The sequence below is a fragment of the Melghirimyces profundicolus genome, from assembly GCF_003054245.1.
Classification (GTDB): Bacteria; Bacillota; Bacilli; order Thermoactinomycetales; family DSM-45169; genus Melghirimyces; species Melghirimyces profundicolus.
Genome location: NZ_QBKR01000052.1, coordinates 1 through 6,478 on the forward strand (window position 1 = coordinate 1; position 6,478 = coordinate 6,478).

Consider the following 6,478-nt stretch of genomic DNA (forward strand, 5'->3'; position numbering starts at 1 on the left):
TCCCGGAAGCCCATGTCGATCTTGCCGGTGGTGGCATCCCAGCGTTTGGCATTGAAGCGGTAGACGTTGTAGGGTTCTTGGTCCGGGGTCTGCGGATCGGGTTTGTCCACGCCGGTGAACTCTTCCTCGTCCTGCTTCCCGTAGGCGGTGTAGCCGTAGGTGGCCCGGGTATTGCCGTTCTCGTCGGTGAGCACTTCCACGTCAGTGTGGGGGTTGTAGCCGTAATAGGAATCCTCCGTGGTCCCGTCGGTGTTGTGTTTCACCATCGAGAGACGCTCGCCCCAGGGGCTGTACTGGTAGGACTTCTGGATCTCCCCGGCGATTTCCTCCGAGAGAACTTCTCCCGACAGACCGAGATAGTGGAAGTCCGTCGTCTCCGTCCCTTCCGTCCGGCTCACGGTCCGGTCCAGCGGGTCGTAGACGTAGCTCGTCTTCTTGGTGGACCCGTCCTCCTGCAGCTTGCTGTGTTCCGCCACCCGGTCGAAGCCGTCGTAGGTGAACTTCTCGATCACTTCTCCCGCGGAGGTGACGCTGTTCAGGCGGCCGAAGGGATCGTAGTTGTAGGTCGCCGTGGTGCCGCCGATATCCGCGGACAGCAGCCGGTTGCGGTCGTAATTGTACGTCGTCGTGGTCCCGTCCACCGTCTGCTGGATGACGTTGTTGTTGGCGTCGTGCTGGTAGGTCTCCGTCTCCAGGACGTTGCCGGCGGTGTCTTTCTTCGTCTTCTTCGTCACCCGGTCCCGCGGATCGTATTCGTAGGTGTGGACGTGGTGGATGTAATCCGCGTGGTTGTCCGCGTTCATCTTCTTGGCCGTGTCCTTGATGCGGTGACCGTTGGCGTTATACTCGATGGTGTGCTCGTTGACGAGGGTGCCGTCGGACTTCTTCTCCACCTGGTGCTGGAGGAGTCCGTCCAGGTAGTAGGTGTAGTCGACGGTGTTGCCGTTGGCCTTGGTCTCCTTCAGCTTCTGCCCCCGCGGGGTGTAGGTGAAGGTGGCCACCTTGGGTTCCGGGTCCGAGGCGGATTTCTTGTTGGTCACCTGATCCACCAGGTCCCGGACGTCGTAGGCGTATTCGGCGATCTGGTCGTCGTGGGTCCGTTTGAGCGGGTTCCCGTTGGGATCATAGGTGTAGCTGGTGGTGTTCTGGACAACGCCGTCCTTTTTCTCCTCCACCTTCGCCACCTGGTTCAGCCCGTTGTAGGTGATGGCGTAGGTGTCCACCTTGGCCCCGGAGCTGTTGTCCGTCATCTGCACCAGGTTGCCGTTGGCATCATACTTGTAGGTGAAGTCTTTTTGTTCGGTGTCCGTCTCCCCGCTGTGGTCCCGGACCAGTTTCACCGCGTCGGCCACCACGATGCCGTCGGCGTCATCGGTGAGCGTGATCTTGTGGGTGTTCCCCGCTTTGAACGGATAGGTGCCGAGCTTTTTCCACTCGGTCTCCGAACCCGAGGCGATGTTTTGGTTCACTTCCACCGTGGTGCTGCCGCCGTCATATTCGATGGTGTAGGGGGCGTTGGTGGCCCGGTCCTTGTATTTCTGGTAGCTGACCCAGACTTCGTAGTTCCCGTCTTTCGGGACGTTCAGCTTCCAGGTGAAGTAGTGGTTGTCCGTGTCTGTTCGGGTATCCGGTGTCTTTGTAGTCGTACTGGTAGCTGTACCCCTGGTGCCCGGCGACGTTGTTGGAGGTTTTCCAGTCTCCGGAAAAACTCCACGTTCGGGGTGTCGGAGTTGTCCACCAGGACGACGTGTTTGCCCACGGACACTCCGTCGTCGGACTTGGCTTTCAGTTTCCCGTCGGGGGTGTAGCTCCAGCTCATGGTCCGGCTGTTGGGACCCCTAGCTTAAGCAACATCTGAATGTCAAGATCCTGTTGTTAAGAAGTCTCCGTAACCTTTATGCAAATTACGGTTAATCGACAGCCTTGGGATTGTCCATAAATCCAATAAAAAACCCCGGGAATCCGGGGAATTCAAATCATTTTATTTTCCTTCTAACGCTTGTTGTACATCATATGCAACTGAGCCATAGCTACCTACACCATAATCACTATACATTTTAGGTTTAAAATCGAGTTTATTTCCTTCTTCATCGACAAATGTTTTTGTAAATGCATCCCAAAAACCATAATCTTTTACATAATCCTCTTCCTGTAGCGGTATTGATCCTATAGTTTGAAAATACCCTTTCAACCACCCTTGGTTATTCACAATTTTGGGCGGAATCAACAGACCCCGTTCATTCAATTGATCGGGCATTACAATTTTCTCTGTAGGTACTTTATAGATATAAATTAGATTCCAACCCCTCATCATCGGATTTTTATTTGGCATCTTTGTTCTTATTACCCTACCATAGTAGTATACTCCTTTTTTAGGTTGAATAACAAAAACATCACCAGGTTTAGGTCTCTTTCTTGAGGGATTCATTTTTACTAACAAATCAAAGGACATTTAGAAACAACCCCTTAATATCCTCGGTCCTTAAGCCAAGCTTCTCCCCATTGTACAGCTTCATCATACCATGATCTCTTAGGCGAAATACTATTAATTTTATTGGTGAAGCTTGGGCTCCTATTTATTAGGGCTTGTTCAATGGCACGAGCTTGTCTTCTCGTTAGGGGTTCACTGGTTATAACACGTAGATCGTTTGTTCGAGTCTTTTTACCGGGTTTTTTGAAATACCCTCCAAGGTATACATGAGTATTTTTTGGTCCTACTAGCAGTGAGCTTGGTACATCTGAAACTACACCCTTAGCTTTGGCTCCTCCATTGGACCATCTTCTGGATAAACTCTCAAAGCCTTCATCAAGTGCGTTTAAGAGTTTATTACCACCTTTGAAGATTCTCCCCCAAGGTGTACTGAAGAACACTGCTGTGTTGTATCTTTCATCACTTACTTCTTCTTTGTTGAACATGTCTTTGCCGGTAAAGGCAGTGTAATAGTCTTCAAATAGTAGCTTCGCTAAACCATCGTAAATAGCATTGACCGCAGAACCTTCTTGCTCCAATTTTTCACTCTGCTTGGTCCTCTGTGTCTCTATATAATCTTGCCAAGCATAGTCCCACCAAACTCTGCCAGTACTACTGGGAGCATCTACTCCATCCGCTACAGCATATCGATGCCCATCCAACTCCACCATCGAGATCGGATTCCCGCCGGCAAAGGCATACCGGTTCATGTTCCACGGATCCATGGTGAGGTTCATGTCCGCCAAGGCGCCGTTGTACATATCCCGGGTCAGGAAGCGGTTCAGGCCCGGATCATAGTCCCGGAAGCCCATGTCGATCTTGCCGGTGGTGGCATCCCAGCGCTTAGCGTTGAAGCGGTAGACGTTGTAGGGGGCGTCTCTTCCCCAAACCATTCATCACCCGGCTCCGCGCGACTTGGCAGGCCCCATGCCACTATGGTGCCTGCTGATGACCGCCTAAGGAGGCGTCGCCGCGGCCTCAGCAGGCACCATAGTGGCGGGCCTGATCAGTGGCGAAGCCATCTCCTGTGATCTTGACCCATTTTTCCGTCGGCCTTTAATTTTCACGATATTGGGGACATAGCCACCCGTTCGGTTTCTTGGTGTGTTCAGCGATCCGGTGGAGATATCCGCCATCGGTTCCGGTTGGGTGACCTTCCCTTAAAATGAAAAAGCCAAGTACAATGGATACTTGACTCTCAAAATGTCATTTGTTTTTTCTCTTAAATATCTTCTCATTCTTGTCTTTTCGGGTCAGGGAAACGATTCCTGTCACCAGCATGGCGAATGGAAGAAAGAGGTTAAAACGGCCATCGGGAGTAAGAACCACTTCCACCAAAGTGTACAGCCCAGCGAAGATGATAAAGAAAATCCCCAAATGCTTGATTCTCATGAAACCTCCTTACAGATGCGCATTGATTTTGTATTGCAGATACCAGATCCACAGAAAAAATGTTTTCACCGGACCGACGGACTTCACTCCCAAGTGCTCATTTAAGATGAGACGGGTACGCATCGCCAGATACAGACAGACCGCCATGCCGCCGTAGGTGATCGGGATGTCCAAGGTGTCATACAGGCGCATCATCCCTTCCCCTCCGATCATCGCCACCGGTAAAAAGATTGCAGACAGGATATACAGAATGAAGACGATCTTCGCCGGGGCCGAAGGCAATGTCACTTCTGAATCGAGTCGGTTCAGTGCCTCCCTGCGGGAGATAAACCAATAGGGCACATAGATTCCCAGGGTGATGACGGACATGACGAGGGTGAAAAAAACGGAAGCTTTTTTCACCGCCGGTCCGGTTTGCATTGGATGGATTTCCGGTTGACTCAACACAACCCCTCCTCACGGTTCTCTTCTTCCTTGGGATTCCGCAGATTCTTCAATAAAAAGATCGACTCACGCTCTTTCCAACAAGCAATCGGAAGAAAAAATCAAAACTGCCATCCGGTCCCAAATCAACATCACCAACGGATAAAGAACGGTCATAACAAAAAAGAAACGGCCCATGGGCTTTCACTTTGGATTTCGTGCATTAGGCAATACTTTCTCTTCAAAATCTTGAACATCTATTTGTGTCCGATATCCTTTTTCTCCTGCCTTATGAATCAATTCATCATGATACGGTTCCAGAGCTTCAATCTCCCAGGCGATTCTTTTTTTGGGATCTGCCAACTTTTTATGGTGGTATTTTAACTCCCTCACCGTCAGCCATAAACGAAAGGACGATATCGATACATTCGACACCAGGTATTGTATCAATTTTTCCCGCTTTTCATAGGTGTCCATTTGAAGCTTGGTGGACAGATAGGCCGCTTTCCACATCTCGTGTTTATATTTGCTAAGTTCATGGTACTTCTCCTCGGTCAATATGTAGGTTTTAGTAATGTAATCCAAAAAAGCCTTTCCTTTTTGATAGTTTTCTTTGATCACCTCTTGTGATTGGATGAATGTGCGAGAGACTTCAAAGAAGGCATCCAAAGCTTCTCGGATTTCCTGTGGCATCGTGTTTCTCATCTGATGATCGATTCGATTTAACAAAGTGAGCATTCGTTCATGGTATCGGGTCGTATCCTTCGCCCACCGTTTGCCTAGTGTAGTGATGGTCATAGCCATGGCATCTGTTGTATTCGCCATCCACAAGACCGATTCAATCTCAGATAACGGTGGCACTTCTCCGTCTTCCCGAACAATTAAAAAATTCCATTTTCCATACGATGCATTGTAATAGTAATGGCCTTTATACTCGATTTTACAGAAAAAATGAATATAGAATTCTCCCTTTCGCTTGTATTCTTTCATCCGTTGTTTGACTTTGGGGGGAAGGGTAACTTTGTCTCCAAAAATAAGCCTCTTTAACGTCTTCATCTTGTTTCCTCCCATTGTTAAAAGGGGGACCGGGCAATGCCCGGCCCTCTTTTATCAATTAAAAACACTATCCCATGCTTCTCCGATCTTCCTTCGGTGTTGGTAGACCGTGGCACCTGCCCACATGGCCCCTCCGACCAAGGCAAAGGCTGCCGAGCCCGCCGGTCCACCCACCCCGGTCGTGGCCAACGACATGAGGGTTTCTCCGCCACTTGCAATCGCTCCTGCATAATTGTCTTGGGAGAGGTTATAGGCCGTTTCACCAAAGCCGACGGCGACCCCGCCCCAACCCGCAATCCGGCCCAACTTGGTCACTTGCAGTTGGTTAACCGTTCCTTTGAAGCTGTCAATCAATGTGTTACCATAGGCAAGATTTTTACGAAGATTTTTAGTCGCTTGAAACAACCCGCCCTGAAAGTAACCGGAAACCCCTAAATAATGATCCACACCCTGCCAGGTATCCAGGCCGGCTTTAAACCAGCCATCCGCTCCCAGTCCCAGTGTAGACCGAACCGCTGAACCGAGATAGTTATACAGGGATTGTCCGGATTGAAGATTTTTAGCGTCCTGGATGATCTGTTGCAAGGCTTCATCCGCCAGTTTCACTTTGTTCAACCCAAGGTCGTTGATGACCAGTTTGAGGGTGTCTTTGACTTGATCTGTGTCCACAATCTTGATATCGTCCAGGGCATCATTTGAGCGTGCAACCGTTTGCGAATAGGTCTCCCCATGGACCTCTTTCCAAGACTCAAAGAACTCGTCCGGATTTTCCTTGGCATACGCCGGGATATGTCCATCCAATTCTACCATAGAAATTGGATTTCCGCCGGCAAAGGCATACCGGTTCATCGTCCAGGGATCGGTCGCCAGATTCATATCTTTCAGGGCCCCGTTGTACATATCCCGAGTGAGAAAACGGTTCTGCTCCGGATCATAGTTTCGAAAGCCCATGTCGTATTCACCGGTAACGGGATCCCAGCGCTTAGCGTTAAAGCGGTAGACGTTGTACGGTTCCTTATCCGGGTTGGTGGCGTCCGGCTTGTCCACCCCGGTGAACTCTTCCTCGTCCGGCTTCCCGTAGGCGGTGTACCCGTAGGTGGCCCGGGTGTTCCCGTTCTCGTCAGTGAGCACCTCCAC

General features: G+C 50.2%; 7 protein-coding genes. All 7 read right to left on the bottom strand.

The annotated features are described in order from the left end of the window. The coding region (locus C8P63_RS18415; RefSeq protein WP_483869527.1) for a golvesin C-terminal-like domain-containing protein at nt 1–1,814 on the bottom strand (1,814 nt) is incomplete at its 3' end. A gap of 167 nt (nt 1,815–1,981) precedes the next feature. Beyond that, the gene (locus tag C8P63_RS18420) at nt 1,982–2,452 is read right to left on the bottom strand and encodes an immunity 26/phosphotriesterase HocA family protein (RefSeq protein ID WP_108026812.1); all 471 of its coding nucleotides are present in this window, start codon (nt 2,450–2,452) and stop codon (nt 1,982–1,984) included. Between the two features lie 14 nt (nt 2,453–2,466). Continuing rightward, nucleotides 2,467–3,363: an RHS repeat-associated core domain-containing protein gene (locus tag C8P63_RS18425; protein WP_108026815.1), complete on the bottom strand. Its 897-nt coding sequence runs from the start codon at nt 3,361–3,363 to the stop codon at nt 2,467–2,469. Between the two features lie 313 nt (nt 3,364–3,676). Then, on the bottom strand, nt 3,677–3,862 hold the full coding sequence (locus tag C8P63_RS18430; RefSeq protein WP_108026818.1) for a hypothetical protein: 186 nt from the start codon (nt 3,860–3,862) through the stop codon (nt 3,677–3,679). Nucleotides 3,863–3,871: 9 nt separating this feature from the next. After that, nucleotides 3,872–4,306, bottom strand: coding sequence for a DUF4234 domain-containing protein (locus tag C8P63_RS18435; RefSeq protein ID WP_108026821.1), 435 nt, complete (start codon nt 4,304–4,306; stop codon nt 3,872–3,874). Nucleotides 4,307–4,489: 183 nt separating this feature from the next. After that, the gene (locus C8P63_RS18440; RefSeq protein WP_108026823.1) at nt 4,490–5,341 is read right to left on the bottom strand and encodes a hypothetical protein; all 852 of its coding nucleotides are present in this window, start codon (nt 5,339–5,341) and stop codon (nt 4,490–4,492) included. Between the two features lie 54 nt (nt 5,342–5,395). Further along, nucleotides 5,396–6,478: RHS repeat-associated core domain-containing protein (locus C8P63_RS18445; protein ID WP_146172223.1), on the bottom strand; the 1,083-nt coding region annotated here is incomplete at its 5' end.